The sequence below is a fragment of the Rhodococcus sp. KRD162 genome (assembly GCF_017168335.1).
GTDB lineage: Bacteria > Actinomycetota > Actinomycetes > Mycobacteriales > Mycobacteriaceae > Rhodococcoides.
Window position 1 is genome coordinate 823,024 of sequence record NZ_JABFAU010000003.1, and the last position, 25,771, is coordinate 848,794.

The window sequence follows — 25,771 nt, forward strand, 5'->3', positions numbered from 1 at the left end:
GGGACAGAAGTGAAACTGATCAGAACAGCAACGGTCGCGGTGGCGTTGACCGCTGCGGTAGCCACCGGAGCGGGCCACGCAGTAGCAGATCCGTCAGCGGATTCGGTCAACTACCAGACGGCGGTCAACCCGGATGGAACCGTCACCACCCTCCTCGACGCCGGACTGTTCCGCGTCGATGCCACCAGCGAGACGGTGTCTGTCATCGATCAGGCCGGCACCACCATTGCCTCGGTCCCACTCGAATACTCCATCAACGGCACCGTCTACTCGATTGCTCCCCTGATCGGGGCCGAGGGTCGCGAACTGACGCTGACGCCGCAGACGGTTCCCGTGGCTGACGTTGCAGGCCCGCGCACGAAGCAGCAGGCATTCGACAACATGGTCAACCAGCTGGCCATCGGCTGGAACAACGGCGGCGGAGTCGGCACGGCGATCGGAGCCGGCCTCGGGTTCGCCATCGGCTGCGTGTCGATCTTCCCGAACTTCATTTCCGGCTGCATCATCGGAACTGTGATCGGTACCGTCGCCGGCGCTGTCATCGGCACCGCGAACGGAAACCCGGAAGCTCAGCCTGCGGTCTTCGAGTACTTCACCACTGCATAACAGCACATCGGCGTCGGACCGGCGTACGAGAACGGCGGGTAGGGCACGTGCCCTACCCGCCGTTCTCGTACGCTCTATCCGCTGTTTCTCGTTCGTCCGTTGAGCGCCCGGCGCATGGAGACCGCCTTGACCATCGTCTCTTCGAATTCCTCGCCCGGGTCCGAGAGTGCGACGATCGCGCCGCCGACCCCGTAGGTCACTTCGTGTGCGGTCGCCACGATCGTGCGGATGACGATCGAGAAGTCCGCAGTGCCCGTGATCGAGAAGTAGCCGATAGCACCCGAGTAGACCCCGCGTGGACCGTCTTCGAGCTTGTCGATGATCGCCATGGTCCGAATCTTCGGAGCGCCGGTCATGGACCCGCCCGGGAATGCGGCGCGAATGCAGTCCGCCGCCGACGCGTCGTCGCGTAGGCGTCCGCGCACCGTCGACACCAACTGATGCACGGGCGCGTAGGTCTCGACATCGAACAACTTGGGCACGTGCACCGAACCCGGGATGCACACCTGGGCCAGGTCGTTGCGGACCAAGTCCACGATCATCAAATTCTCGGCCTTGTCCTTCTCGTTGGCGACGAGATCGGCCTTGAGCGCGTTGTCCTCTTCTGCAGTGGCACCTCGCGGACGCGTTCCCTTGATCGGCTTGGATTCGACTATGCGGTCGGCGTCGATGCGCAAGAAACGTTCAGGAGACGCGCTCAGCACGGAAACTTCGGGAAAGTTGAGCAGAGCACTGTACGGAGTGGGATTGATCTCGCGCATGTACGAGTACGTGGCCGCAGCATCGATCGAACCGGACACCGTCGCGGTGTTGGTCAAGCAGACCTCGTAGGTTTCACCGGAGCGAATTTCGGCAAGGCACTGCGAGATCAGATCGAGGTAGTGGGCGCGGTCGTGTCGTAGTCGAGGTTCGAGTGATCGATCGGCGCCGAGCAGGGGAGCACCGGACCCATCTGCAGCGGACCGGGTTGCTGGCGGGGACTGCGCGGACAGTGCCCGCAGGGTATCGGTGACGGAGTCGAACCACTGCGCCAACACCGGATCGCCCGGGGTGGTCGCCAGCCCCATCAGGTACAGGGTGCCTGCCTGATGGTCGAAGACGAGCGCCCGGTCGGCGAACACCATGGAGGCATCAGGAGTGGCAGCGGTGTGCACCAGTTGTCCGCCGGTGTCCGCCTTGAGCTCGTAGCCCAGATACCCGACGTAGCCGAGGCCGAAGGCGAACGGTAGATCGTGCCGCGGGGGAGTGGCCCGCTCCCGCAGCTGGGCGTCGATGTAGTCGAAGAATGTGGAGTGGATGTGCTGTGTTGCACCGTCGGCGCTTTGTACGGTCACCGTGGTCTCCGCGACAGAGTAGGTCACGTATTCGGCGTGCGGGCCGGAGCAGTCGCCCATGACGGTGAACCTGCATTCCGGCTCGAGTGCGGCGCTGCCGTCCAGCCAAAAACTCTTTGTTCCGTCGGCGAAGAGCGTCTCGAAGACCTGCTCGGAATCGAATGCCTCATCGAGAGTGCGCGTTTCGATGGTGAACATCGAGTCCTGCGTGCCTGCGCCGCTGGACGCGCTCGACTGAGCGAGTGTCAGATCGCGAAAGTTGGTGAGAAGTTCGCGTCCGTATTCGGTGCTGATGGATTCAGGATGGAACTGCACTCCCCACATCGGCTTGCTGCGGTGCCGAACTGCCATAACCAGGCCGTCGGGTGTCCACGCGATTTCCTCGAAGTCGGCGGGCGTCTGTGTGACGACCAGTGAGTGGTACCGCACCACCGAGTACGGCGAAGGAATCCCATCGAACAGATCGACGCCGGTGTGCGAGATGTCGGTGATCCTGCCGTGCATCGGCGTCGGCGCGAGGTCGACGCTTCCACCGAACAGATGGCACAAGCCTTGATGCCCCAGACACACGCCGAGAATCGGCAGCGCGGACTCCATGATCACTCGACTGCTGATGCCGAAGTCCTGCTCCAGGTCGGGGCGTCCGGGACCAGGGGAGATGACGACGTTGTCGTATTCGTCGAAATCCAGCGAACTCCACGCGACGTCGTTCTTGACCACCGTCGGCGGTCGGCCGTTCACTTCGGCCAGCAGGCTGAAAAGGTTGTAGGTGAAGGAATCGTAATTGTCCACCAAGAGCGTGTTGATCGTCATCGAGTTGCCTCTACCGTTCACTTTCGAGGCCAGGTCGAGCCGTCGGAGAATCGATGATCAAGTCCTCGACGCGACAGGCCTCCGCGATCAGCGATCGGTAAAGCGCTTCGAGAAAGTCGGGGGACAGGCCGTTTGCCGACGCGAATTCTCGGGCACGCGCGGTAACCAAGCCGACGCGGCCTGGCTGCATCATCGGAATATCGTATTCGCGTTTTATGTGTGCAACCCGTACACATACATCTATCCGATCGCGGATTGCAGTGCGTAGCACCTCGTCAATCCCGTCCAACTCGGTCCGTAACTCGGCAAGCTTCTGCTCGCCGACTGCTCGCCGATCTTCGGATTCCGCCTCGGAGACAGCCGTACGGAGGGTGCCGTCGGAGAGCTGATGAGAATGCTGGCTCACGTGATACTGCCCCCTGATTTTTCGACTCCAGTGGTGAGTTTCATCGGAATTCGCCGAGAATTGTTACGGCGATAGTGTCCTCTTGTCCACCTGAGTGACGACGGATACTCGATGATGACACCTCGTACGGTTTTGACGCTACTCAACCGTATTGGAACCGACGAAACCGCGATGATAAACACACCGACGCCGACTGGAACATACGCAGAGTTCGAATTGCAATAAAAAACTGCACCGCCGGACTGTTTCCAATTCGACGGTGCAGTGGCGCCAATGTCAGGCGCCGCGGCGCTTGACCTTCAGCAAGTCCAAGCGTTCTTTGAGGAGTTCTTCGAGCTCGTCGACCGAACGCCGTTCGAGCAACATGTCCCAGTGCGTGCGCGGAGGCTTGACCTTCTTGGCTTCCGGTGCCGTGCCCTCGATCAGCGAGCCCTCGAGGCCGTTACGGCAGGCCCACGTTCCCGGGATCTCGGCGTCGTCCGCGAACGGAACGTCGAACTCCTCGCCGTTGTCGCAGCGATAGCGAGCAACGCGACGAGGTGCCAGGTCGTGATCACGATCGGTCTCGTAGCTCACTGCTCCCAGTCGGCTACCTCGAAGTACACGATCTGCCATGGTGAAGTCCTCTCCATCGATAGTAGGTACGCACGTCGATGCCATCCGTCGACACCGAGCTACACCGTCTACCCACTGATCTACAACGTCGCCACACGCCGGTTCGTTCCCGGGCCGACATTGCGACCCGACGCGGTGCCATCTGTGTAGCTGATGAAGGCATCTTACCTCCCAGGCACCAGTAGGCTGAACGACCATGTCCGTCAGAACCCGCCGCGACCAGACCTGCACATGGTGCGGCAGACCGGTCGCCGACACGGGGACCGGACGCAAGCGGCGTTACTGTCGGCAATCGTGTCGTCAGCGCGCGTACGAACAGCGCAGCGCGATGAAAGGAACATCGGTTCCCGAAGACGCGATCGTCCTGACCGCCGAGGAAGCGTCGGCGGCGGCAGACCGAGCGTTCGAGGTCCGGTGCGCCGCCGAGGACGTCAGCACGGCGGTGACGGAAGGTGCCGACACCGCGGAACTGCATCGCTTGTGTGTCGAGCTGTTGGACAAGGCGCGCGACGCGGAACGGCTCCGCTGACCCGAGCGGTGGGCCTGTGGGCACGCCCTCCGCTGAGAAATATTCGGAATGCCGGGATACCTTGGTTCACTCCGACCATGTGCCGACGTGGTCGATGCGTTGGAGATCCGCTGTCGACTCACCAGCAAAGGGCCCATGCATGACAGTTGCCGCGATCTACCTCGTCATTGCCTTCGGACTGGGCGGACTCGCCATGGTCGTTCGACTGCCCCCATTGGTCGGATTTCTGGCTGCCGGCTTCGTCATCAATGCCCTCGACGTCGGTGAGGTGCCCCAGCTCGAGCTGATGGCGGACCTGGGCGTCACATTGCTGCTCTTCGCGATCGGTCTCAAGCTCGATGTGCGAATCCTTCTGCGACGTGAGGTGTGGTTGACCACCTCGGCACACATGGTGGTCAGCGTGGCAGTGGGGACGGGTGTGCTGTGGTTGGCCGCGGTCGCGGGAATGTCGATGCTGTCGGGCCAGTCTGCGAAGACAATCGCTTTGCTTGCCTTCGCGATGTCGTTCTCGAGCACCGTCTTCGTGGTCAAGGTGTTGGAGGAACGGGGGGAGTCGCACGCTCTGTACGGGCGCGTGGCAATCGGCGTTCTGGTGATGCAGGACATCATTGCCGTCGTGTTTCTCACCGTCACCAGCGGCAAGCTGCCGTCGATCTGGGCGCTGGGATTGGTGTTGCTCTGGCCGCTCACCCGAGTCCTTCGCAGAATCTGGAGCGGACTGGGCCACGGGGAGATGCAGTCCCTGTTCGGCATCGTCATGGCGTTGGTGCCCGGATACGTGCTGTTCTCCTCACTCGGGCTCAAGGGCGATCTCGGAGCATTGGTCATCGGCATTCTCTTGGCGTCTCACCCGGCCTCGTCCGAGTTGTCCAGGTCGCTCTTCCACATCAAAGAATTGCTGCTGGTGGGGTTCTTCGTCTCCATCGGCCTCTCCGGTCTGCCGGATCTGCCCAGTATCGGCATCGCCCTGTTGATGGTGTTGCTGTTGCCGATCAAGAGCGCTTTGTACCTTGGCCTGTTCACGATGATGAAACTGCGATATCGCACGTCCGTCCTGGCCGGGCTGAGTCTGATGAACTATTCCGAGTTCGGTTTGATCGTCGTCTCGGTCGGGGTGGCCTCCGACCTGCTCGCGCCGGCCTGGTTGGTGGAGATGTCGATTGCCGTCGCGCTGAGCTTCGTGGTGTCGGCGTTGGTCAACGGTCGCGGCCATCTGATGGTGGAGAAGATCGCGGCGCGGCTGCCCGCGCAGGACGAAACCGAGCTGCACCCGGAGGAACGCCCGGGTGATGCAAGTGATGCCGAGGTGGTGGTGATCGGCATGGGCCGGGTGGGCTTCGCGGCCTACGAGCGCCTCACCGATCACTATCGGCTCCGCGTTGTCGGCGTGGACTACGACGGCCCGCGGATCGAGCGGCTCGCCGACCGTGGTTACCGCGTCATCGAAGGCGATGCCACGGACCTGGATTTCTGGCATCGGCTCCGCCACTCCGAATCTGTGCGCATCGCCGTCCTCGCGATGCCGCGCCACGGTGCCAACGTCACGGCGCTCGCGTGCCTTCGAGAATCCGGTTTCAGCGGCACCGTGGCGGCCGTAGCTCGCTACGACGACGAGGTTCAGTGGTCCAAGGAACACGGAGTGGACATCGCATTCAATGTCTACGCGGGCGCCGGATTGGAGCTGGCAGACCAGGTGGGGAACACGGCCTCGGGGCACGCCGGTGGGACACTGGAACCCGAGGCCCACGAGCCCCGCCGACCCGAGATCGAGCCATGAGCCGGGAGGCAGCTGCACGTGTGCAGACTACGGAGTTCTTCGGTCACCGAAGGATTCGGTTATTCCGCAAGATCCTCGGCCGCTCCGGGCATGTCGCGGCCGGCACCCTTGACGTCGTCGACGGCGTCGTTGTCGGCGTCGGACTCCGGCGCGTTCGTTTCGGAGTCGTCTGCGATACCTCCATCCTCGAGACCGAGCGCGTCTCGAGCGTCCTGTCCGGTCATACCGAAAAGGCTGCGGACATGCACATCTTGCTGTGGAAACGGTATCTCGATCTCGTGCCGTTGTAGCGCGGAGTGCAGGGCCCAGTTGTATGCAGCGGTGACGGCGGCTGGGCGCACCGTGGCTTCCCCGTTCAGCCACACCACCAACTCGTAGTTGAGCGAGCTTTCCCCGAACTCGGTCAACCAGACCTGCGGCCGATGTGGGCCGTCGAGTGTCAGTGTGAACGGCAGCTCGGCCGCCGCTTCCAGCGCTGCGAGCTTCACGATGTTCTTGTCGGTGCCGTAGGCAACGCCGAACGCCACCCGCAGGCGTCGTGAGACGTCACGGTGCGTCCAGTTCACCACCTGGCCGGTGACGAATTCGGAGTTGGGCACGATGATGTCGATGTTGTCGTTCGTGACGATTCGGGTTGCCCGGATTCTGATGTCCCGTACTTCTCCGGTGACGCCCGATTCGAGTTCGACGAAGTCACCGACCTCGATCGTTCTGTCGAACAGCAGGATGAGTCCGGAAATGAAGTTGCTGAAGATCGTCTGCAATCCGAAACCGAGCCCGACACCCAGAGCGCCGGCCAGCCAGGCGAACCGGCTCAGGGGCACGCCGAGCGCCGAGACCGCAAGCAGGAGGCCGATCCCGACGATCGTGTAAGCAAGGATCCTCGACACGGTGTACCAGGTGCTTCGGTGCGCGTTGCTCTCACGTTCGGCATATTTGAGCAGGCCCCGACGCGACAGCAGAGCAAGGAGCACCGTAGCGATCAGGACGCCGATGGAAACCACGATCTCGTTCAGCGAAATCAGTTCACCGAACACCTTGACCGAGTCGAATCCGATGGCGCGCTTAGAGGTCACCTGTCGACTCAATCACAGATTCGATCGATGGGCTGCCGCCGAGTCCGAGCGGCCGTCCACGTAGGTTCAGGTGCTGCCTGCCGCGCCGCCTCCTCCTCCGGCACCGCCACCTGACGCAACAGATCCACTACTGCTGGAGACGAACACACCGGAGAACGCAGCCCAGGGGAGTACTACCGGGCCGCCTGCGGCGTAGTTGGCACCCGCGGGTGAGGTGAACACTTCCAGCGGCGAGTCACTCGCCGGATCGGTTGCGGCGTCGAGTTGTTTCCGGAAAGACGGGGCCAAGCCGAGGGCGATGATGTCCGGCAGGGCGGCATTGAGGTCCACCGACTCGTCTGCATCCTTGGCCGCCTGCTTCAAACCGTCGCGGTACGCCTCCCAGGGCCGAGCGGCGTCCAAGCCTGCGACCGAGAACCGTGAGTACGCGATCGCCGTCGACAATCCAGCAACGAAGAGAACTGCTGACAGGACCACCGCGAACCACAGAGTCGGGGCACCTGAGGTGGCGACCGCGATTCCGCCGATGGCGGCGGCGGCACCGAGCACACCCAGACCTGCAAGCACTGCCCGCCGCCGGGCAGTGCCGTCGGCGACGAATCCGCTCGACCGTAGTCGGGCCTCCACGAGTTCTTTCGTCGCGCCGGGGCCCCGCGAGATCTTCTTCAACTCTTCGCCGGGTACGACATCACCCACGGCACGTGCGGCGAGCATCGACCAGACCATCTGTTGCACCTCGCCGCGGGCGCGGGTCCGATCGAGAAGCCTGATGCTGACTGTGCCCTTGTCGAACCTTCCCGGCTTCTTGTCCTGCTCGAACGTGAGTGCCTCGGCGGCGGCCAGCGCCAGTACCGTCCCTGGTACGCCGCTGGGCTGCGCGCTGCGGTGCACCAGGGCAGTGGCGTACGCTGCATCGGTTGCCTGGTCCGGCCGGACCGTGGTCGGCGATTGTTGGGAGACAGTGGGTTTCGCTCGTCCTCGAAACACCGATGCCACCACGAGAAGCCCGAGAAGGGCGATCCCCGATCCGGCCCACGGCAGCCAGGTCGAGCCGGAGCCTTCAGCGAACCGGTCGAGTGCGGTGACGGGCGGACCATTGCGGATATCGGACCCCAAGCGGTCTATCCCTGCAGTCAGACTGCCCGCGACGTCACCGTCTCGCAGCGGCGGAATCAACGCCTGCTCGACGATGGCCTCTTGTTCATCACGAGGGACGTTGCCGTCGTCGTAGGTGGTGCCGAGGAAGATGCCCGCACGAGCTTCGTCCAACTTTCCCGGCTCCCGGTTGATCAGGATCGCGCCCGCAATGTCCTGGTCGACGCCTGTGGCGGATACCCACCTCTGTTGCAGCTCCTCGACTTGGTCCAGCGTGTCATCGGAATCCGCGTCGAGTTCGCGCACGTAGGCGATCACGTCAGCGCCGGTTTCGGATTTCAAGTTGTCCAACAGACGTTCGATGTCCGCTGCCTGCAACGAATTCAGCGAGTTGTCCGTTCGGTCGTATACACGCTGGCCCGGCGTCAGACCCTCGAAAGCAGCATCGTCGCTGGTCGACGCATCGGAGCATCCGACGAGGTAGAACGCGGCACAGAGGGCAATCAGTACAGCTGCGGCTCGGTGGTTCGAGATCCGACGACGGGGTGCTGCAGAAATGACGTCCATCCACGAAGGCTAGCCAGAGTACGTGTGCGGGAGCCAGCGCATTCGACCGATACAGCGTTGAATTTCGAGACAATACACTCCCGGATATTACGTCACAGTGACAAAACAGCGATGAGTTGGCAGGCAAGAGAGGGCGCACGGAAAGGGGTGAAGTATGCCGATTCCATCAAGTAAGGCCGGTGTTGGTCATGACGGATTTCTCGCGTACTGGACGGCGCATCCGCCGCACGCATCAGATCACCACCCGAAACCGCATCACGTCGCACCGCCGAACTGCGTCACGCCGAGTCGAAAGCTGAACGACAATGCGCCGTGGCCGAACGGCGTCGCCGCGAGAAGCTGCCGGATGTCCGAGAATCCGCAGGCCGTAAAGTTTGCCGATAATCAACATTATGTCAATTGGTAGATTGGTTATCAGCACTTGGCGCGAATATCTCTGCTTCGTGTAACTGCCCCCGTGCTTCGCCGATACTCGCCTGAGCTGCATCGATACCATCGGCATGCACATCCCAGGTCCACATCTAGGCGCCGCTCCGATGAGACAGTGTCACGACAAGCAGCCCGGTCTGAGCAGGCGTTATGGCAGCTATCGTTGCAGTTTGCGCTCTTCAAGTGCAGAATATGCAGACAGACGAAAGGGTGCTGACGTGGACCGACGTGAAGTTGGTGGTCGATTGATCTACCTTCCGGCCGATAGTTCCGCATCCTCCGAAGCCTTCCTCGACGATGTCCTCGTCGGCTGGCGACGCGCGCAGATCACCCAGAATTTCCGTGCAAGTACCGCCGACCGCCGAATCAAACTGATCCATCGCATGGTCGACTTCGTGGGATCCCCACCGTGGCAATGGTCCCCGCACGATGCCGACGAGTTCTTCGCTCATCTGCGTGGGGTACGCAATCTCTCTCACGCCACGATTCGGGCTTATCAGTCCGACGTCCGACTGTTCTTGGAGTACGCGACCAACCCCGTCTACGAGTGGAACGAGAACTGCGGGCGGCTGTTCGGGACCGTGTGGTTGGGTCCCCAGGTAGAAGTCCAGTGTCTGTGTGAGTTTCGTGTCCGAGAATGGACACAGGAGGAAATTCACGAATCATGGCACGCAGACACACCCCCGAGCAGGTCATCGCCAAAGTCCGGCATCTACAATCATGAACGGCCCCACGGATCCCTGGACGGCATGACGCCGCAGCGCTACTGGGAAACCTGGACGCAAGAAAACCAATTAGCTATCGCATAGACGCTGGACTGCTATCGGGGGCCCAACCAAACGCCTCGCCGCGCTTGCCAAGTTCGTCAAGACTGCCTCGACGCCGACTACATAGCCCACAGAGGTCATGGTCGGGTCATCGGGGACTGCCCCGAGTTCGGTTGACTCGTTGGGTTGAGTGAATCAGGCCGCGTGTGCGGACTGATTGATTGTCTCAAACTCGGTTGGGGTGAGTTTGCCGAGCCGGCGTTGGCGACGCTTGCGATGGTAGGTCCGTTCGATCCAGGTGACGATCGCCAGCCGTAACTGCTCTCGCGTGGACCAACGTTGTCGATCGAGCACGTTCTTCTGCAGAAGCGCGAAGAATGACTCCATCGCAGCATTGTCTCCGCACGCCCCAACCCGCCCCATGGATCCCTGTAAACCGTTGCGGGACAGCTCATATACGAATTTTCGTGAACGGAATTGGCTACCTCGATCGGAGTGGACGATGGTGCCGTCCGGGTCTCGTTGATCGACGGCGTTTCGCAGTGCAGATACTGCCGGTGAGGCTTTCATACGGCTGTCGATCGAGTATCCGACGATCTTGTTCGAGTGCAGGTCTTTGATGGCGCAGAGGTAGAGCTTGCCCTCGTCGGTACGGTGCTCGGTGATGTCGGTCAGCCAGATCTGGTTGCGTTCCTGTGCGGTGAATTGGCGGTCGACGAGATCGTCGTGGACGGGCGGGCCGGCTTTCTTGTTCAGGCCGCGCTTCTTGGAGAACACAGACCACAGCCGTTCCTGTGAGCACAGTCGTGCGACTCTGTTCTCGCTGGCGGTGATGCCGCGGTCCGGTAGTTCGTCGGCGATGAAGCGGTAGCCGAATGCGGGGTCGTCGGCGTGGATTTCACGAGCGATGTTGATCAGATGCGCATCGTCCCAATCACGTTGTGTGACTGGTTTTTTCTTCCATTTGTAGAACGCTTGGGTGGAGAATCCGAGCACCCGGCAGGTCACTGTGACGGGTACCCCGTCGGCAGCAAGGTCGAGGACCAGCGGTGGGGGCACCTCCCGCTTGCGGGGGAAGATCATTTTGGGTTGACATCCCGGGACAGGTAGGCGACCGCACGGCGCATGACCTCTGCTTCTTGCTCGAGGAGCTTGATCCGTTTGCGGGCCTCCCGTAGCTCGGCGGACTCGTCCAAGCCGGCCGGCGTCGTGCCTCGTTCGATGCCGGCGTCGCGGTCGGCGATCTTCAGCCACCGATGCAGACAGCCCTCGGATATTCCGAAGTCCTTTGCGATCTGACGCAATGGGGCCTCGCCCTTGCGTGCAACAGCGATGACGTCGCGGCGGAACTCCTCAGGGAACGCTTTCGGCATGGGGAACATCCTTCCACCGTGAGGAGCGATCCTCACAGATCAGATGTCAACCAAACCTGGGGCAGTCCCTCGCCCCTCAAGGCCCGCCCGTGACCTCGTCCTCGTCACTGGTAACTGACCAGTGACCACACAGTTGAATGCTCTCTACGGCAACAAGAAAGCTCATTATGACCGAACCACAAACGCGGAAAGCTGACCGCGAAAACAGCAGCGCCGGAGTGGGTCTCACGTCTCGGCTGGAGGTAAACCGGATCCATCGCCTCATGGACGCCAAAGAGTACGAGGAACTTCGGAACAACGTTAGCGGCTTGACGCTGGATGAGCTGTGCAGAACTCTGCTCACCGCTGTCTTCGAGCTGTTGCTGGAACGCGATGCGCGCGCAAACGCGGTGAACGCCGCTCCAACCGAAACGTGCATCTACCAATCCCCGTCAACTGCATCGAGGACAACCAATCGCAGTCGAGCCGGAACATGATGCGCGTCGACCTGACCATCACCAAGCAGGTCGACCTGTTCGGGGTACTGCTTTACGAGGCGATTCGCGGCTACGTCGACCTGACCGACGAGCTGATTGTCTCGATCGTCAATAGCAGCCACGACCAAGCGCAACGCTCCCAGAACACCAACCCCGGCGACGGCTGGGCCACCAAGGCCGCCCACTCGGTACGCCGCGGCCACAAGCTCAACCCCGTCGCGTTCGGTCACGTCACCGTCAACACCCCAGACCCCGAGCTGGGCTACATGACCGTCGCGGTCGGTGACACCGTCGTCACCATCGCCCACGGTCACCAGTGACGGCGCGGTAAGGGTATGGACTGGTGGAGCGGGCAGACCGTCCACGGCCACAGTCCAGAGGCGCAACGATGCTCATTCACGGGCACGAACACGTTCGACTTCGAGACTGGCGTGTCCCCAGCGAATGGGCCAATTCATTCTAGAGTCCTGTTGCCCATGAGCTGGGCAGATAGGACGACGGAGAGCCGCCGAAAGGGCCACGAAGCAGCGTCGATAGCGCGACAATCGACATCCGGATCGATCCGACTACCCGCCAGTGGAGGAACTATGGAATCTGTAAAGATTACCTTAGCTTTGGAAAACCTCACCGAAGAAGAAATAGCCACCCTGTATCGGGTGGCCGACGAGCAAGGCATCACAGCCGAAAAACCATCACCAGAACACCCGGACAAAATCGGAACCGCAGACTTCGGGGCAGTCCTCATTCTCACCGGACTCGTGGTCGGCATCGGAATTCTGATGAGAAAGCTTGCCGGGGGTCAATACGTGGATCTGAGAGAGGACCCACCGAAGGCATGGAAAGATCGTGGTCTCGACTCCAAGTTGATGATTGTCATTGGGGCCGACGGACAGGTCGAGGTCAAAGCCAATGATGCACCTGATGTGCTCGACGACGCACTCAAAGTCGTTGTCGAGCTTGGGAAGTCAGCTCTCAAGACCGTCGATGATATCGCTGCTGCAGTGAAGAAAGCAGTAGAAGGCAAGGCCGCCGTGGAGTCGAAGCCCTCCTGATTTACCTCACCCGCCCCACAACGCCCGTATCGATCGTGGGGTTCCCTATCGCGAAAGGGGGACCCCACGCTCGACCTATTCCAGCACGGGTCCGATGTCGCCTGTGGGCCCGTTCGGCTCCGAGGGGGGCGTCGCGGATCGACTTCGGATGGTTCCGTAGCCGGCGGTCGACGGTCAGGCTGTGCGGACAGCCCGCGGCGAGGCCTGTCCGGGTCCACCGCGTCAATACTTGACGATGAACTGCGCTGCAAGGCTTCGACCTCGGCACGGCGCATCATCGCTCGCACGTTGTCGGCGCCCCCATGCCGAGTTGTTCGACGTACGCCGGGGGGTGGGTTGAGCATCAGCCACCACCCCGGTTGCCGTCCCTTCGCTGCCGCGCGTTCAGCGCGGGCTGCGTCCCGGGCGAGGGCCTCGGGGCTGGTTTCGGCCTCCTTAAACTCGCGCCGTAGCCGGGCTACTTCGTTCGAGCGGTCTTTGAGCTGTTCCGCTTTCCGGAAGTCGGACAGCTCGATCAGCTCGCGGTCGTCGAGGCGTTGCTCGTCTCGATCGAGTGGGCGCTCGGCTTTCGCCAGGTCAGTGTCGACGGTATACGCCATGTTCTCCACCCGCGTGAGCAGACCGAACGAGTGTTAGCTGCGGTCCCCGTCCCCGATCCCGGGATGCAGCTCGTGCGCTTCATTCACCTTCGTTGACGACCCAGACCGGAGAACGACAGATGCGGCGCACTGGCCTGGGCTGGATGAGAAGCCTCGACCGGGAATCCGCTTATCTCCGCGATCACCATCGTCTTGGTCAACCCTTAGCTTGCGCACCATTGTCCTGCTCCTCATCGCCGTCCTGATAGGGCTAAGCGTCGGGGTTGCTGACCTCCTACGCGAATGGGGCAAGCAACGTGGCGATGGCGGTCTTGGCGGGACTGACTGCGGCGGGCGTGTCGCTCGCTGCACTTCACTCGATGGTCGGCAATACGTAGGCGTGCACACGTCCAGAACGGCTCCTAGTAGCGTTGCCCAGCATGTGACGCGTCAGGTAACCGCCAGGCCGGCGCACTGTCGAACACGTACGTTTGCCGATTCCTTCGTACGAATCGATGCCCTTCGATAGTAAAATCGAAGACCAAATTGGGCAATATATCTTTCTTCACGAGTTTCCGCGCTTCATCCTCAGACTCCACCTCATAAGAAATGCCAAGCTGTTCAGGCTGAGCTTTAAATCCCCATGTACGACCCGATTCGACAACTGCGTCCGCCCGAAGCGACTTTCCTCCCTCAAGATGTGCAGATACCCGTTGGACCGGAAATGGCGTCTTATTTTCGAAACGAAACTCGACTCGGCTGATGGACTTTGAATTGACCACCGGTTGCACGCGGAGGACACAAACCATCGCCCGTCCGATTGCATCTTCTCGGCGTCGACGCCGTTCTCCTCGAACTTTGCTGATACTGATCACAAGGGACGCAAGTGCAATAGCTACGCCGCCCACCCAAGTGCCCAGGGCCGCGAAGAGACTCACATCGAAACCGCAACCACTGCCGCAGGCCGACCAACTTCCAAGCGACCACCCGACTACTAGACCGACGAAAAGGGCCACGGCAGCGACCAGCAGCGACCTAGACACGGTGGAATCCACCAATTTACTCAACTGATTCTCCGTCCTGTACCAAAAGCATCAAATTGCATAACAGTCCGGCGGGTAACACGAACAGGGGCCAACGACTTCATCGGTCTCGCCATACTTGAATAGTGTCCGGAATGCAACGCTTACGTTCAGAATTGAGCGAAGCGGGGCGCGTCGCAAAATTCAGTCGCGGGTCGCAGGTTCGTACAAGCGTTCGCTGTCGTCGACGAGCGAGTGCCCGACTCGGTTTCATGATGATTTGCGTCACTTATTTCTGCGCGGGGAGCGCGTCGAGCATCTGCACTTGCTGCCCGTCCCACTGGTAGCGCACCGGTGTAACCACACCGTCGTTGCAGGCGTTACATGTCTGGCCGGTCTTATACGTCAAGACGACCGTGTCCTCGGTCGACGACCCGGTATCGAGATCGGTGAAGCCGTACGCCGCCGAAGTACCGGTCCCGAGATACTCGCCGCGGTGAAACATCATTGCTTGCACCGGCGAACTGCCGGTCGCGCCTTCGACGGTTACCAGTATCGAAGACAGGTCAGCGCATGAGTCGAAATTGCTAGCAACCGGTGTCGTCGACCACTGACGTCCGGTGATCGGTTCAGCCGGCAACTGTCCCAGCCCAGCACTGAGTGCTTGTAACTCAGTGACGGCACAGGATCCAGATGTGCTAACAGTTGTAGACACAGGAACAGTCGAGGGCTGCGGCCGCGTCGTTTGCGGCACAACTGCGCCTGAATCGGTCGACTGCGCCGGCATATCCCCGCTGCAGAGCTGGCTGGCGTAGTAGACCCGTTTGCCCTCGGGCGAATCGGGGGTGATGGCAGTAACGCGCTCTGCATTGACCCGTAGGTCAGGGGCGAAAGGACCGTCGCCGAAGAACTCGGGCTGACCCTCTAGGTCGTATTCCAGATGGACCGTTTGACCGGAACTGCTGAACGACGTCAATATCCGCTCGGACGGTTGGTCCGGCACTGGTTCGTCGAGTATTCGGTTGATCAAAAGGTCTGCTCTGGTTGCGCCCCAACCATCGATAGTGTGGACGGTCATAACCGAACCAATGCCCGTGTCGACGATTATTTTGTAGTCGAGAGTTCCCGGTGCGAACACAGGTTCGCCGCTGTACGGGGAGGTCACCAAGTTTGGGTTCGGGGGAACCAAGTCGAGAAAGTCGATGTCGACTCCGAGCCGCTGTGCGCCCAGATGCGAGAGAGACACCCGCTCCACTGTGGTCGCTGCCGTGTTCACCACATCACCCGGGACGTCCAATCCTTGATCCTGCGCGCACGCCAATGTCTTCGGAAACTGGGACCAACGATCGTCGTCTTCCCGTGACTGCGTGAGGGCGACGAACGACGATGCCGCCACTACCGCAAGTGATACCACTGCCGCCCCAGCGATCCACTTGGTGCGTCGTGAACGCGACTTCGGTGATCGCGAAGAAGGGAGCGGTCGCGTCGAATCGGTCCAGCGGTGACCGTCCCAGTAACGGAGCAGACCACCGAGTTGGTATTCGTACCAGCCGGGGTCTAAGTCAGGTCGATCGACCGAATCGCTCATAGTTCAAAGTAACTGGGACAGTGCCCATCCACCGGCAGATGGGTACAAAAGAACCCAAAAGCAAAACGGGATCGCCGGACACCAGCGGATTCATCTGGACACCGCCTCAGCGCCGAATTCGACCATGTAAGTACCAAGTAGTGACACGCTTGCGGCACGCAGACCAAAAAGGCGGCTTCGAATTTTCTCCGAAACCGCCTCTGACCTGCAACTATCTATGTCGGGCTGACAGGATTTGAACCTGCGACCACTTGACCCCCAGTCAAGTGCGCTACCAAGCTGCGCCACAGCCCGCCGCGCCTCGAAAGGCGCTTGCTGAGATTACCCCAGCCCTACCCCTGAGAGGAAATCGCCTGCTCAGGGGCGGGGTCGGACTACATCAGCGGTTGTTGCCCTTGCCCGGTCGTTCCCGCTTCTCGCGAATACGAACCGAGACGCGCACGGGGCTGCCGTCGAAGTTGAACTCCTCACGCAGACGCCGCTCGATGAATCGGCGGTACCCGGCCTCGAGGAAGCCGGTGGTGAACAGCACGAACGTCGGCGGACGGGTGCTGGCCTGCGTCGCGAACATGATGCGTGGCAGACGTCCGCCGCGCATCGGCGGCGGAGTGGCCGCCACGACCTCCTTGAGCCAGGTGTTCAACCTGCCTGTGGGCACACGCTTGTCCCACGACTCCAAAGCCGTTTCCAACGCAGGCACGAGCTTCTGCACCGCGCGGCCCGTCTGCGCCGAGATGTTCACTCGCTGCGCCCACGGCACCCGAGCGAGATCGCGATCGATCTCCTTCTCGAGCTGCTGACGACGATCGTCGTCCACCAGGTCCCACTTGTTGAACGCCAATACCAGCGCACGCCCGGCATCGGCGACCATGCTCAGCACGCGCATGTCCTGCTCCGAGATCACCTCGGAGGCGTCGAGCAGCAGAATTGCCACCTCCGCGGCCTCGATCGCAGACTTGGTGCGCAACGAGGCGTAGAACTCGGCTCCACTGGCATGGCTGACGCGCTTACGCAGCCCGGCGGTGTCGACAAATCGCCATGTCTTGCCGCCTAATTCGACCAACGAGTCGACCGGGTCGACGGTGGTTCCGGCAACATCGTGCACCACCGAGCGTTCGTCACCCGAGAGCTTGTTGATCAGCGAGGACTTGCCCACGTTCGGCTTGCCGACCAGAGCAACGCGCCTGGGTCCCCCACCGGGGATGCCTTCGCGTGGGGTCTCGGGCAATGCCTCGAGCACTCGGTCCAACAGGTCACCGGTACCGCGGCCGTGGGTTGCGGAAACCGGGAGCGGCTCCCCCAGCCCGAGCGACCACAGAGCGGCAACCTCGGACTCGGTGCGGCCGTCGTCGACCTTGTTGGCCACCAACAGAACCGGAGTCTTGGACCGGCGCAACACTCGCGCCACTGCTTCGTCCGTCGTCGTCGAACCGACTCGGGCGTCGACGACCAGCAGAATCGCGTCGGCGGTGTTCATCGCCAATTCGGCCTGGCGCGCAACGGATTGCTGCAGCCCTTTGGCATCGGGCTCCCACCCGCCGGTGTCCTGCACCAGGAAGCGTCTACCACTCCAGTTCGCCTCGTACGACACTCGGTCGCGGGTGACGCCGGGGACGTCCTCCACCACGGCCTCGCGGCGTCCGATGATGCGGTTGACGAGCGTCGACTTACCGACGTTCGGACGCCCTACCACGGCAAGAGTCGGTACGGCAACGGCAGCTTCGCCGTCCTCGCCCTCGTTCAGGTCGACGTACTCCCACTCGCCCTCGTCGCTCCATATTCCGTCGCCCGCGGTTTCCGCTGCGCCGGAGAAGAATTCTTCACTCACTGCACTGCTCCAGTTCTGTCGTTCACCACGAGCAGTAGGCGCTCCATCACACCGTCGAGATCCAGCTCGCTGGTATCGACGATCACCGAATCCTCGGCGGGACGAAGCGGAGAGACTGCTCTCGTCGAATCTGCATGATCGCGGCGCTGCACGTCCGCGAGCACAGACTCGTAGTCGTCAGCGCGACCCTGTTCGATGTTCTGTTTGTTGCGACGCTGCGCCCTCGCTTCAGGGGAGGCGGTGAGGAACACCTTCACCTCCGCGTCGGGTAGCACAACGGTGCCAATATCGCGGCCCTCCACCACAATTCGTGGTGACTCGCTCACCAGCCGGCGCTGCAGGTCCACCAACAGCGTCCGCACCTCGGGCACAGCTGATACCGCGGACACTGCTTTGGTGACGGCCTCGCCGCGAATCTCGCCACTGACGTCTTCACCGTCGAGCAGGACGGTTTCGGACAGTGGGTCCTTCCCGATCTCGAGGGGAAGTGCGGCAACAGCTTTCGCGACCCCTTCAGCGTCGGTGGGCTCGACACCCGAACGCAGCACCCACACCGTCGCGACGCGATACATCGCACCGGTGTCGAGATAGCTGGCATCGAGCGCACTGGCGAGACGCCGCGAGACCGAGGACTTGCCGGTACCGGACGGACCGTCCATGGCCACCACGAGCGCACCCATCACAGGCCTACGGATTCGTAGAGTTTGCCGATCTCGCCGCGACCGAGCACACGCAGTGTTCCTGGACGCTGATCGCCGAGGACGATGTTGCCGACATCGGTACGCACGAGGCGTCCCACCGGGAAGCCGACCTTGTCGAACAACCGACGCACGATGTGCTTGCGTCCCTCGTGCAGGGTCACCTTGACCAGCGACTTGCCGTCCGAGATATCGAGTAGCGCAAAGCCGTCGACCTTCACCGGGCCGTCATCGAGCGTGACGCCCTCACGCAGCTGCCTGCCCAGCATGCGGGGAATGGTGCCGGACAGCGTCGCGAGATAGGTCTTGGAGACCTCGAACGATGGATGCATCAGCCGGTGCGCAAGGTCACCGTCGTTGGTGAACAGCAACAGCCCTTCGGTGTCGGCATCGAGGCGGCCCACGTGAAACAGTCGCTGCCCCGCCTGTACACGTTCGGAGACGATGTCGCCGACACATGGGCGCCCGAGATCGTCGGACATGGTGCACTGCCATCCACGCGGCTTGTTCATCGCAAGATGAACAAGCTCTTCCTTGACGACGACGCGGGTGCCGTCGACCCGGACCACCGCGAGGTTGGGGTCGATGCGAATGCCCTGTTCGGTGACGATGCGTCCGTCGACCTCGACACGTCCGTCGGCGATCAGTTCCTCGGCAGCGCGACGCGAGGCGACTCCGGCCTGCGCGAGCACCTTCTGCAGACGAACACCTTCGCCCGCAGGTACGTGCTTGCGGGGCGAGGAGTCGGTGTACTGGTGTTTCGCCGGCTTGGCGTTGCTGATCGTGGTCGAGGGAGCCTGTTTCTTCTGCGGCTTCGGCGGCTTGGGACGCGAAGGCTTCTTGCGGGGCACTGCGTCGTTGCTACGGTCGTTGATGCCGTTGTCGGCAGGCTTGTGCTCGAACGATTCCGGCTTCTCGACGCCCCTGCGGGGGGCCGGTCGGCCGCCGGTGCGAGGAGCGCCTGCGCGAGGTCCCCCGGCTCGGGGAGCTCCAGCGCGGGGCGCGCCGTCACGCGGCGCGGCGTCACGCGGCGCGGCGTCGCGGGTGCGATCTCCGCGGCGTGCGTCACGCGGCGTGTCCGACCTTCCTGCAGTCGGCTTCCTGCGTGGGTCTTGTCTGTTGTTACGGTCCGGTGTGCCATCACGGCGAGCGGGCTTGTTCACTTGTCTTACCTATCAGTCGTCCGAGTCGAGCTCGGCTGCCGGATCGGGTGTCGATCCGCGGTTCTTGGTGGAGCGGGTCATTCTCGGGTCGGTGTCCATGCTGTCACTGATCTCGTCGATCAGGTCCACATCCGGCAACAGCGGTGCCAGTTCGGGTAGATCACCGAGCGATGCGAGTCCGAGCCGTTCGAGAAACAACTCGGTGGTGCAGTACATCGTGCCGGTCGTCTCCGGGTCGGTTCCTGCTTCGGAGATCAGTCCACGGGCGAGCAACGTACGCATCACTCCATCGACATTGACTCCACGCACGGCGCTGACTCGTGCGCGGGTCAACGGTTGACGATATGCGATGACGGCCAGGGTTTCCAATGCCGCGCGTGTGAGCTTGGACCGAGCACCGTCGAGCAGCAGACGTTCGACGTACGGCGCATACGCGGTTCGGGTGTAGAAGCGCCACCCGTCACCGGCGTAGCGCAAGTCGATTCCGCTCATCCGTTCGGTGAGTCCAGCGGCCATCTCGTTCAGCGCCGAGCGCACGCGCGCTACCGAGGACCCCACGGCCGAGGCGAGTTGCTCGTCCGAGGCAGGGGTGTCGACGATCAACAGAACCGCCTCGAGTGCCGATGCGAGACTGGCGTCGTCCAGCTCCTCGGACCCGTCGACATCCTCGAGCTCGAGTTCTGGATCGCTCGGTTCCGAGTCGGTGCTCATGCGTAGTCCTCTTCGTTGACCACGATGGGCCCTTCGTCCTTACCGGTCCAGCTCACTCGCAGGTCGCCGAGCGGCTCCGGTTGCTCGAATGCGATCACTTGCTGCCGGAACAGTTCCAGCAACGCCAGGAATCGCGCGATTATTTCGACCTGTACCTCGCAGTCCTGCACCAACTCCGAGAACGAAGCCCACTCGTTGAGTCCGCGGCCCTGCAGATTCTCGAGCAGCCACTCCGCCTGCTCCGGAATCGAGACCGCGTGCTGATGAATGTGATCGAGCCCCACCTGCGGAATCGGCTTGGGCCGGAAGGCCGCTGCGGCGATGTCGGCGAACCGGGCCGGGTCGACGCCGAGCAACACCTCCGGAATGAGATCGACGTACCTGTCCTCCACCGATACCGACCGCGGGTATCGACGCAGCGCAGCAGCTTCGAGCTCACCGAAGAGCTGGGCGACCTGCTTGTAGGCGCGGTACTGCAGCAACCGCGCGAAGAGCAGATCTCGCACTTCGAGCAGCGCCAGGTCCTCGGCGTCCTCGACATCGCCCGCCGGCAGCAACCGAGCCGCCTTCAGATCCAGCAACGTCGCCGCGACCACCAAGAATTCGGTGGTTTGATCGAGACCGACATCGGCTCCGAGAGATTTGGTGAACGAGATGAAGTCGTCGGTGACGGTGTGCAACGCCACCTCGGTGACATCCATGCGGTGCTGACTGATCAGCGAGAGCAGCAGATCGAACGGGCCTTCGAAGTTGAGCAACCGCACCCGGAATTTCGACGGATCCGCGTCGGCCGCAACCTCGATCGGAGCCTCGTCGGCTGCGTCGACCGTCACGGCCCCGACCGGTAGATCACCTCGCGCGCGAGAGCGCGATACGCCTGCGCGCCGCCGGATTTCGGTGCCCAGGTGGTGATCGGTTCACCAGCGACACTGGTTTCGGGGAACCGGACGGTACGGGTGATCACGGTGTCGTAGACGACATCGCCGAACACCTCGACCACTCGCGTCATCACCTCTCGCGAGTGCAGCGTGCGCGCATCGAACATCGTCACCACGATGCCGGCGAGCTTCAGCCGGGGATTGAGGCGATCACGCACCTTCTCGACGGTGTCGTTGAGCAGCGCCAGTCCGCGGAGGCTGAAGTACTCGCACTCCATCGGAATCAGTACCTCGTCGGCGCACGTGAGCGCGTTGACGGTCAGCAGACCGAGAGACGGTTGGCAATCGACGAGGACATAGTCGTAGCGATCGAGAATCGGGTGCAGCACTCGCCCTAGTGTCTGCTCGCGCCCCACCTCGGTCACCAGTTGAATTTCTGCGGCGGACAGATCGATGTTGCTGGGCAGCAGATCGAGGTTCTCGACTCGGGTGCGCATCAACACGTCGTCGGCGGACACCTTGGCTTCGACCAGGAGGTTGTACACGGTGAGGTCGAGTTCGTGATGTGCCACTCCCAATCCCGCAGACAGTGCTCCCTGCGGGTCGAGATCGACGAGAAGAACGCGACGGCCGTAGCCGGCCAACGAGGCACCGAGATTGATGGTCGACGTCGTCTTGCCGACGCCACCCTTCTGGTTGCACATGGCGATGATCTTCGCCGGACCGTGACTGGCCAAGGGCTGTGGCTCTGGAACCATGCGGGTTCTGCGCCCGGTCGGTCCCACTTCGTTCGCTGCGGGAATGATGTCGCGGGACTCTCGGCTCGATTCCGGTTGACGCGTGTGAAAGAGCGCGCCCTCGAGATGCGCGTGAACGGAGGCTGACTCCGCCGCTGGCGGCTGCGGTGTCGACACGTTCCAGCGCTCCCCTGTCCCGTTCGTCTTCGAGTAGTTCACCCAAACGCTACCGCCTGCGGGCCCGGCACTGTCATCGGACACGCTGACACGTGGCTGTGGACCTCGTGCTACTGGGCCCGCGGATGCGCGCCCGCCCACACCTCACGCATCGTAGTCACGGTGACGAGGGTGTAGATCTGGGTCGTCGTCACCGACGCGTGACCCAACAGCTCCTGCACGACGCGAACGTCGGCACCGCCGTCGAGTAGATGGGTGGCGAACGAGTGCCGAAGAACATGTGGTGAGACACCGGAGGTAATTCCGGCCCGCTCGGCCGAATCCTGCAGCACCTGCCACGCGCTCTGTCGAGAAAGCCTGCCGCCCCGCACGTTGAGAAACAATGCCGGGTTCGATCTGGCCACCAATCCCGGTCGCCCGCGCACGAGGTATCCGTCGATCGCCTCGATCGCAGGCCGTCCGACCGGGACGATTCGATGCTTGCCACCTTTACCGCGCAACAGCACCGACCGCGCCTCGGTGTCGATATCGTCCACATCGAGTCCCACCGCCTCGGAGATTCGAGCTCCGGTGGAGTACAGCAATTCCAGCAGCGCCCGATCACGCAGTCCGCGCGGCGCGTCGGGCCCGGCGATCGACGCCGATTCGAGCAGTTCCACGACCTGATCGACGGGCAGTGACTTGGGCAGCCGTTTGGCGGGTTGTGGCGGCTTGACCTCACTGGCGACGTTGCGCTCGACCATGCCCTCCGCGAGCGCGAATCGATGAAGCCCTCGCACGGCGATCAATGTTCGAGCAGCCGAGCTCGCTGCGAGAGCCGCGAATTCGTCGTCCCCACGGCGGAGATACAGCACGAACTCGGTGATGTCGTTCTCGGTGACCTTCGCCAGGTCGGTGATGCCGTAGCCGCTCAGAAATCGCTCGTACCGCGCAAGATCACGACGGTACGAGGACACCGTGTTCGGCGCAGACCCACGCTCGACCACCAGATGGTCGAGATACGTCGAAATCTGCTGGCCGATCACGGCGGCTACTTTCGTGAACTCTTCCGCTTCTCGAATGCAGTGGGCACATCGGTCCACGGAGCGTCGGCCGGGCGCAGCTCGGTACCGGCAGCTCGGGCCGCCGCGAGTGCGAGAATGCCCGATACGGCGGACGCGTTGACGATCTCCCCTGCGAGCGCACGCCGCACGGCCTCGTCCATCGGCACGAACGAGAGGCGAATATCGGCTTCCTCGTCGTGTGCCTCCGGTCGATCGACTCGGGTCAGGTCTTGTGCGAGGAAAATTCGCACCGCCTCGTCGGTGAACCCCGGCGAAGCCATCACGTCCACCAACACAGACCAGGTGCCGGCGGCAAGACCGGTCTCCTCGGCCAGTTCGCGCTGAGCGGCCAGCACCGGCTCCTCCCCCGGCTCGTCCAACAGACCGGCGGGCAACTCCCACAGTCGGCGACCGACAGGATGGCGGTACTGCTCGATCATCGCGACCCGATCCTGATCGTCGACGGCCAGAATGCCGACCGCGCCGTGATGCTCGATCACCTCACGCTCGGCCCGTCGACCGTTCGGCATCGCCACTCGATCGAGCCGCAGCGCGAGAATGGCACCGGAGTACACCACCGTCGAATCGAGGGTGGTGAAGTCGTGCCGATCCTCGCTCATCCGACGCTGTCGGCGCCGGCGTCCGACTCCTCGACCAGTGCAGCGTCTCCGTGCACATCGACCGGTAGACGCTCGGCAGCCTTGTACTTCAACGCCGCGTTGATCAACGAGGCGAACAACGGATGCGGCCGAGTGGGCCGACTCTTGAGCTCCGGGTGTGCCTGGGTGGCGACGAAGAACGGGTGCATCGATGTGGGCAGTTCGACGAATTCGACCAAGTGTCCGTCGGGTGAGGTTCCGCTGAAGACCAAGCCGCTCTTGGCAATTCGATCGCGGTAGTCATTGTTGACCTCATAGCGATGACGGTGCCGCTCGGAGACGTTCTCGGTGCCGTACGACGCCGCGACAACCGAACCTTTCTGCAGCGTCGCCGGATAAGCGCCGAGTCGCATGGTTCCGCCGAGATCGGCGTCACCGGCGACGGCATCTTCCTGATCGGCCATCGTGGAGATCACCGGATCCTTGGTGTCCGGATCGAACTCGGCGGAATTTGCATCGCTCAGACCGACCGAACGAGCCGCCTCGATGACGACACACTGCAGTCCGAGGCACAACCCCAACAGCGGAATCTTGCGCGTACGGACGAACTCGATGGCCCCGAGCTTGCCTTCGATACCACGGATACCGAAGCCACCGGGAATGAGCACGGCATCGACATCGCCGAGGGCGGCCTGTGCGCCGGCCTGCGTCGCGCACTCGTCCGATGGAACCCACTTGATCTCGACCTTGGCGCGATGAGCGAACCCACCGGCCCGCAGCGCCTCGGTGACCGACAGATAAGCATCGGGCAGGTCCACGTATTTGCCGACCAGACCGACCCGCACGGTTTCCCGAGGCTGGTGGACGCGCTCGAGCAGTCCGCCCCAGACGGTCCAGTCGACGTCGCGGAACGGCAGTCCGAGCTGGCGGACGACATAGGCGTCCAGGCCCTCTTTGTGCAGCACCTTGGGAATGTCGTAGATCGACGGCGCGTCGGGGGTGGAGATACAACCGTCGACGTCGACATCGCACATGAGCGCGATCTTGTTCTTGAGCCCGGGCGACACGTCGCGATCGCACCGAAGAATCAGGGCGTCGGGCTGAATGCCGATGCTGCGCAGAGCTGCGACGGAGTGCTGGGTGGGCTTGGTCTTGAGCTCGCCGGAGGGCGCAAGGAAGGGAACGAGCGAGACGTGCAGGAAGAAGACGTTGTTGCGGCCTACGTCGTGGCGTACCTGGCGCGCAGCCTCGAGGAACGGCTGCGACTCGATATCGCCTACGGTGCCGCCGATCTCGGTGATCACCACATCCGGCTGATGCCCCTGCAGATCAGGCCCGTTCATCGCGAGAATGCGACGCTTGATCTCGTCGGTGATGTGTGGGATGACCTGGACGGTATCGCCCAGGTACTCGCCGCGACGCTCCTTGGCGATGACGGTCGAGTACACCTGCCCGGTGGTGACGTTCGCGAATCCCGACAGATCGCGGTCGAGAAACCGCTCGTAATGACCGACATCGAGATCGGTTTCGGAGCCGTCCTCGGTGACGAACACTTCACCGTGTTGGAACGGATTCATCGTGCCGGGATCTACATTGAGGTAAGGATCGAGCTTCTGCATGGTCACGCGAAGTCCGCGTGCGGTCAGTAGCTGGCCGAGGCTGGACGCCGTCAGACCTTTTCCGAGCGAAGACGCGACGCCTCCGCTGACGAAGATGTGCTTGGTGTCGGAACGCGACTGAAGGCGTGACAATGAGGCTCCCGTGACGAGTCTGCAGGGCTTGCTCCTACCAGGGGGCTGATAAGAGAGGTGAAGCGTGGAAATTGGGCCTGCTA

At 62.4% G+C, this 25,771-nt stretch carries 22 protein-coding genes, 1 tRNA gene and 2 pseudogenes; 6 read left to right on the forward strand and 19 right to left on the reverse strand.

The genetic code is table 11. The annotated features are described in order from the left end of the window. Positions 1-9 precede the first annotated feature (9 nt). Entirely contained in the window at positions 10-606 is a 597-nt protein-coding gene (locus J1M87_RS06200; RefSeq protein ID WP_206488625.1) for a hypothetical protein, read from the forward strand. 74 nt (positions 607-680) lie between these two features. Here J1M87_RS06200 and pabB read toward each other — a convergent pair whose 3' ends face one another. From pabB to J1M87_RS06215, 3 genes are all read right to left on the reverse strand, one after another. After that, on the reverse strand, positions 681-2,753 hold the full coding sequence (gene pabB / locus J1M87_RS06205) for an aminodeoxychorismate synthase component I (protein ID WP_206488626.1): 2,073 nt from the start codon (positions 2,751-2,753) through the stop codon (positions 681-683). A 10-nt stretch (positions 2,754-2,763) separates the two neighbouring features. After that, positions 2,764-3,159 (reverse strand): chorismate mutase family protein, encoded by a 396-nt coding sequence (locus J1M87_RS06210; RefSeq protein ID WP_206488627.1) that lies wholly within the window; start codon positions 3,157-3,159, stop codon positions 2,764-2,766. Positions 3,160-3,435: 276 nt separating this feature from the next. After that, positions 3,436-3,774 carry an RNA polymerase-binding protein RbpA gene (locus J1M87_RS06215; RefSeq protein ID WP_027497120.1) on the reverse strand — a complete coding sequence of 113 codons (339 nt, stop codon included), beginning with the start codon at positions 3,772-3,774 and terminating at the stop codon, positions 3,436-3,438. A 196-nt stretch (positions 3,775-3,970) separates the two neighbouring features. Between J1M87_RS06215 and J1M87_RS06220 the strand changes: the two genes are divergently transcribed. Both J1M87_RS06220 and J1M87_RS06225 read left to right on the forward strand, forming a co-directional pair. Further along, entirely contained in the window at positions 3,971-4,303 is a 333-nt protein-coding gene (locus tag J1M87_RS06220) for a hypothetical protein (RefSeq protein WP_206488628.1), read from the forward strand. A gap of 139 nt (positions 4,304-4,442) precedes the next feature. Continuing rightward, positions 4,443-6,080, forward strand: coding sequence for a cation:proton antiporter family protein (locus tag J1M87_RS06225; protein ID WP_241256339.1), 1,638 nt, complete (start codon positions 4,443-4,445; stop codon positions 6,078-6,080). A gap of 59 nt (positions 6,081-6,139) precedes the next feature. Here J1M87_RS06225 and J1M87_RS06230 read toward each other — a convergent pair whose 3' ends face one another. Both J1M87_RS06230 and J1M87_RS06235 read right to left on the reverse strand, forming a co-directional pair. Continuing rightward, positions 6,140-7,156, reverse strand: a complete 1,017-nt coding sequence (locus tag J1M87_RS06230; protein WP_206488629.1) for a mechanosensitive ion channel family protein — start codon at positions 7,154-7,156, stop codon at positions 6,140-6,142. A 66-nt stretch (positions 7,157-7,222) separates the two neighbouring features. After that, complete coding sequence (locus tag J1M87_RS06235) at positions 7,223-8,818, reverse strand: TPM domain-containing protein (RefSeq protein WP_206488630.1); 1,596 nt, start codon at positions 8,816-8,818, stop codon at positions 7,223-7,225. Positions 8,819-8,972: 154 nt separating this feature from the next. On the opposite strand from J1M87_RS06235, the gene J1M87_RS06240 reads away from it, so the two are divergent. Beyond that, on the forward strand, positions 8,973-9,224 hold the full coding sequence (locus J1M87_RS06240) for a hypothetical protein (RefSeq protein WP_206488631.1): 252 nt from the start codon (positions 8,973-8,975) through the stop codon (positions 9,222-9,224). 202 nt (positions 9,225-9,426) lie between these two features. Here the strand turns inward: J1M87_RS06240 and J1M87_RS28520 are convergent, their stop codons facing one another. Then, positions 9,427-9,699: a hypothetical protein gene (locus tag J1M87_RS28520; RefSeq protein WP_241256526.1), complete on the reverse strand. Its 273-nt coding sequence runs from the start codon at positions 9,697-9,699 to the stop codon at positions 9,427-9,429. Between the two features lie 510 nt (positions 9,700-10,209). Continuing rightward, positions 10,210-11,387: pseudogene (locus J1M87_RS06250) on the reverse strand (IS3 family transposase). Between the two features lie 412 nt (positions 11,388-11,799). Here J1M87_RS06250 and J1M87_RS06255 point away from each other — a divergent pair. Together J1M87_RS06255 and J1M87_RS06260 are read left to right on the forward strand one after the other, a co-directional pair. Beyond that, on the forward strand, positions 11,800-12,183 hold the full coding sequence (locus J1M87_RS06255) for a hypothetical protein (protein ID WP_206488633.1): 384 nt from the start codon (positions 11,800-11,802) through the stop codon (positions 12,181-12,183). A 267-nt stretch (positions 12,184-12,450) separates the two neighbouring features. Beyond that, positions 12,451-12,915 (forward strand): hypothetical protein, encoded by a 465-nt coding sequence (locus J1M87_RS06260; RefSeq protein ID WP_206488634.1) that lies wholly within the window; start codon positions 12,451-12,453, stop codon positions 12,913-12,915. A 1,889-nt stretch (positions 12,916-14,804) separates the two neighbouring features. On the opposite strand, the gene J1M87_RS29240 is transcribed toward J1M87_RS06260, so the two are convergent. The 12 genes and pseudogenes from J1M87_RS29240 to J1M87_RS06315 form a co-directional block, all read right to left on the reverse strand. After that, positions 14,805-15,911, reverse strand: coding sequence for an LppP/LprE family lipoprotein (locus tag J1M87_RS29240; protein ID WP_307830738.1), 1,107 nt, complete (start codon positions 15,909-15,911; stop codon positions 14,805-14,807). Positions 15,912-15,992: 81 nt separating this feature from the next. Next, positions 15,993-16,103 (reverse strand): annotated as a pseudogene (locus tag J1M87_RS29390) (DUF2510 domain-containing protein); the annotation flags it as partial. A gap of 220 nt (positions 16,104-16,323) precedes the next feature. After that, positions 16,324-16,397, reverse strand: a tRNA-Pro gene (locus J1M87_RS06270). Between the two features lie 85 nt (positions 16,398-16,482). After that, positions 16,483-17,931: a ribosome biogenesis GTPase Der gene (der, locus tag J1M87_RS06275; RefSeq protein WP_206488636.1), complete on the reverse strand. Its 1,449-nt coding sequence runs from the start codon at positions 17,929-17,931 to the stop codon at positions 16,483-16,485. Then, positions 17,928-18,611: a (d)CMP kinase gene (gene cmk / locus J1M87_RS06280; RefSeq protein ID WP_206488637.1), complete on the reverse strand. Its 684-nt coding sequence runs from the start codon at positions 18,609-18,611 to the stop codon at positions 17,928-17,930. The genes der and cmk overlap by 4 nt, the downstream gene beginning before the upstream one ends. Next, the gene (locus J1M87_RS06285; RefSeq protein ID WP_206488638.1) at positions 18,611-19,792 is read right to left on the reverse strand and encodes a pseudouridine synthase; all 1,182 of its coding nucleotides are present in this window, start codon (positions 19,790-19,792) and stop codon (positions 18,611-18,613) included. The genes cmk and J1M87_RS06285 overlap by 1 nt, the downstream gene beginning before the upstream one ends. A 12-nt stretch (positions 19,793-19,804) precedes the next feature. Beyond that, positions 19,805-20,503: an SMC-Scp complex subunit ScpB gene (scpB, locus tag J1M87_RS06290; protein ID WP_241256340.1), complete on the reverse strand. Its 699-nt coding sequence runs from the start codon at positions 20,501-20,503 to the stop codon at positions 19,805-19,807. Next, the gene (locus J1M87_RS06295; protein ID WP_307830747.1) at positions 20,500-21,306 is read right to left on the reverse strand and encodes a segregation/condensation protein A; all 807 of its coding nucleotides are present in this window, start codon (positions 21,304-21,306) and stop codon (positions 20,500-20,502) included. Before J1M87_RS06295 ends, scpB begins: the two co-directional genes overlap by 4 nt. A gap of 26 nt (positions 21,307-21,332) precedes the next feature. Continuing rightward, positions 21,333-22,295 carry a ParA family protein gene (locus J1M87_RS06300; protein ID WP_206488640.1) on the reverse strand — a complete coding sequence of 321 codons (963 nt, stop codon included), beginning with the start codon at positions 22,293-22,295 and terminating at the stop codon, positions 21,333-21,335. A 110-nt stretch (positions 22,296-22,405) separates the two neighbouring features. Continuing rightward, a complete protein-coding gene (gene xerD / locus J1M87_RS06305; protein ID WP_206488641.1) occupies positions 22,406-23,320 on the reverse strand; it encodes a site-specific tyrosine recombinase XerD in 915 nt (304 codons plus the stop codon). A 5-nt stretch (positions 23,321-23,325) separates the two neighbouring features. Next, the gene (locus J1M87_RS06310) at positions 23,326-23,958 is read right to left on the reverse strand and encodes an NUDIX hydrolase (RefSeq protein ID WP_206488642.1); all 633 of its coding nucleotides are present in this window, start codon (positions 23,956-23,958) and stop codon (positions 23,326-23,328) included. Beyond that, positions 23,955-25,688, reverse strand: a complete 1,734-nt coding sequence (locus J1M87_RS06315) for a CTP synthase (RefSeq protein WP_206488643.1) — start codon at positions 25,686-25,688, stop codon at positions 23,955-23,957. The genes J1M87_RS06310 and J1M87_RS06315 overlap by 4 nt, the downstream gene beginning before the upstream one ends. Between the last annotated feature and the right edge of the window lie 83 nt (positions 25,689-25,771).

Bases quoted from the DNA above. Each gene is read 5' to 3' on its own strand.
- J1M87_RS06310 (WP_206488642.1), bottom strand. From the start codon at position 23,958: ATGAGCGAGGATCGGCACGACTTCACCACCCTCGATTCGACGGTGGTG.
- J1M87_RS06215 (WP_027497120.1), bottom strand. From the start codon at position 3,774: ATGGCAGATCGTGTACTTCGAGGTAGCCGACTGGGAGCAGTGAGCTAC.
- J1M87_RS06235 (WP_206488630.1), bottom strand. From the start codon at position 8,818: ATGGACGTCATTTCTGCAGCACCCCGTCGTCGGATCTCGAACCACCGA.
- J1M87_RS06225 (WP_241256339.1), top strand. From the start codon at position 4,443: ATGACAGTTGCCGCGATCTACCTCGTCATTGCCTTCGGACTGGGCGGA.
- J1M87_RS06260 (WP_206488634.1), top strand. From the start codon at position 12,451: ATGGAATCTGTAAAGATTACCTTAGCTTTGGAAAACCTCACCGAAGAA.
- J1M87_RS06220 (WP_206488628.1), top strand. From the start codon at position 3,971: ATGTCCGTCAGAACCCGCCGCGACCAGACCTGCACATGGTGCGGCAGA.
- pabB (WP_206488626.1), bottom strand. From the start codon at position 2,753: ATGACGATCAACACGCTCTTGGTGGACAATTACGATTCCTTCACCTAC.
- J1M87_RS06240 (WP_206488631.1), top strand. From the start codon at position 8,973: ATGCCGATTCCATCAAGTAAGGCCGGTGTTGGTCATGACGGATTTCTC.
- J1M87_RS28520 (WP_241256526.1), bottom strand. From the start codon at position 9,699: ATGAGCGAAGAACTCGTCGGCATCGTGCGGGGACCATTGCCACGGTGG.
- cmk (WP_206488637.1), bottom strand. From the start codon at position 18,611: ATGGGTGCGCTCGTGGTGGCCATGGACGGTCCGTCCGGTACCGGCAAG.
- scpB (WP_241256340.1), bottom strand. From the start codon at position 20,503: ATGAGCACCGACTCGGAACCGAGCGATCCAGAACTCGAGCTCGAGGAT.